This is a genomic window from Leisingera sp. F5, from assembly GCF_001593695.1.
The window spans coordinates 1-1,348 of record NZ_LUKH01001018.1 but is presented as its reverse complement, the minus strand read 5'-3'; the positions used below and the strand labels follow the sequence as shown (position 1 = coordinate 1,348).

General features: G+C 60.1%; 2 protein-coding genes. Both read left to right on the top strand.

Annotated features, from left to right (window positions below; all coding sequences use genetic code 11):
• Nucleotides 1-561 (top strand): phosphate ABC transporter ATP-binding protein (locus A2I95_RS38425; protein WP_291737657.1); only part of this gene is annotated, 561 nt, incomplete at its 5' end.
• Between the two features lie 17 nt (nt 562-578).
• On the top strand, nt 579-1,289 hold the full coding sequence (phoU, locus tag A2I95_RS38420) for a phosphate signaling complex protein PhoU (RefSeq protein WP_291737656.1): 711 nt from the start codon (nt 579-581) through the stop codon (nt 1,287-1,289).
• Nucleotides 1,290-1,348 lie beyond the last annotated feature (59 nt).

Here is a 1,348-nt window from a genome sequence, read left to right as displayed (position 1 = left end):
CTGCTGGACGGCGAGGACATCTATGACCGCCGTGTCGATCCGGTGCAGCTGCGCGCCAAGGTTGGCATGGTGTTTCAAAAGCCGAACCCGTTCCCCAAGTCGATCTATGACAACGTGGCCTATGGCCCGCGCATCCATGGATTGGCGAGGAACAAGGCGGAACTGGATGAGATTGTTGAGAAATCCCTGCGCCGCGGTGCGATCTGGGACGAGGTGAAAGACCGCCTGGACGCGCCCGGCACCGGGCTTTCGGGTGGCCAGCAGCAGCGCCTGTGCATCGCTCGTGCTGTGGCCACTGAACCCGAGGTTCTGCTGATGGACGAACCTTGCTCGGCGCTCGACCCCATCGCCACCGCCCAGGTGGAGGAACTGATCGACGAGCTGCGCAGCCGCTATTCGGTGGTGATCGTCACCCACTCGATGCAGCAGGCCGCGCGTGTCAGCCAGAAAACCGCCTTTTTCCACCTCGGAAACCTTGTGGAATTCGGCCCCACCGGTCAGATCTTCACCAACCCCGAAGACGCCCGCACCGAAAGCTACATCACCGGCCGGATCGGCTGATCTATAGGAATATCAACATGGTAGAACAGCATATTGCATCGGCCTTTGACCGCGACCTAGAGGCTATTCAGGCCCGGATCATGAAAATGGGCGGTCTGGTCGAGGACGCAATCCGCGAAGCCGCTCAGGCCTTGGAGACCCGCGACGAGGAACTGGCGCTGGCCGTGCGTCAGGGCGACAAGGCTATTGATGGGCTGGAAGAGCTGATCAACGAAGAAACCGCCCGTCTGATTGCCCTGCGCGCACCCGCAGCCTCGGATCTGCGCCTGGTGCTGTCGGTGATGAAGATCGCCGGCAATCTGGAACGCATTGGCGACTATGCAAAAAACATGGCCAAGCGCACCACGGTCCTGGCCCAGGGTCCCAATACCAGCGAAGGCGCCGCCGCGCTGCGCCGGATGGCGCGCGAGGTCGAGCGGATGCTGAAGGATGCACTGGATTCCTACATCCAGCGCGATGTGGAACTGGCCCGTGACGTGATCGAACGCGACCGCGATGTTGACCAGATGTACAACGCCCTGTTCCGCGAATTCCTGACCCATATGATGGAAGACCCGCGCAACATTTCGGCCTGCATGCACTTGCATTTCATCGCAAAAAACACCGAACGCATGGGCGATCACGTGACCTCGATCGCTGAACAGGTGATCTATCTGGTGACCGGTGAAAAACCGGAAGATGACCGCAAAAAAGCCGACACCACGTCTACCACGCCCCAGGAGATCTGACCAATGGCTGCCGAACAGCCCACTGTTCTTGTTGTTGAAGACGAAATGGCCCAGCGGGA

Coding starts and splice junctions, on each gene's coding strand:
- phoU (WP_291737656.1), top strand. CDS start 579: ATGGTAGAACAGCATATTGCATCGGCCTTTGACCGCGACCTAGAGGCT.